Genomic DNA, 600 nt, shown 5'->3' on the forward strand with positions numbered 1-600 from the left:
TTCACGTTGGACGAAAATAGAGCATGAAACACCTATTCACCATTCTCACAATCTTCGTGATAACATCTGGCTATTCTGGTGCGATAGAAGGCCCCACCATAAGTTTCGAAGTACCCGATGGAGTCTCCGTGAAGAAGCTGGTTCATCCTCCAGCAAACATGGAGGCGTTTGTACTGAAGCTAGATGATCAAGGTACAGAAAGAGACCTAACTCTCGACATTCCTGACCTATCCAGATGGAAAGACTCATCTTTCGAAAAGTATCATGCATTTGCTTCACGATCACAGAGTTGGAAGCCTTCAGGACCAGAGGAAGTGGAATTTGGAGAGTTTCATGGATACCGTTACGTAGGTAGCAAAAAGGGAACAGACGGCACCCAAATTTTTGATGTGGATATCTATCTCACAGACGGCACCAAACACTTTTCGGTTTCATTCGAAGGGACTAGGGAGTTCGAAGCTTCAGCATACAAAATCCTCGAAACACTGAAGAGAACACCTCAAAGCTTGGGGAGTACTAATTGAAAAGAAAGTCCAACCAGTCAGCCCATACAACTCCGGCCAGCGCTCCGCGCTGACCTACGCGTATGGCTTTCACGTT

1 protein-coding gene is annotated in these 600 nt (G+C 46.2%); it reads left to right on the top strand.

The window, feature by feature from the left end; genetic code table 11:
• The first annotated feature begins 23 nt into the window (after positions 1 to 23).
• Positions 24 to 524 carry a hypothetical protein gene (locus QEH54_RS22815; RefSeq protein WP_309021042.1) on the top strand — a complete coding sequence of 167 codons (501 nt, stop codon included), beginning with the start codon at positions 24 to 26 and terminating at the stop codon, positions 522 to 524.
• The last annotated feature ends 76 nt before the right edge of the window (positions 525 to 600 follow it).

Origin of the sequence: Pelagicoccus sp. SDUM812003 (assembly GCF_031127815.1) — a bacterium.
GTDB lineage: Bacteria > Verrucomicrobiota > Verrucomicrobiia > Opitutales > Opitutaceae > Pelagicoccus.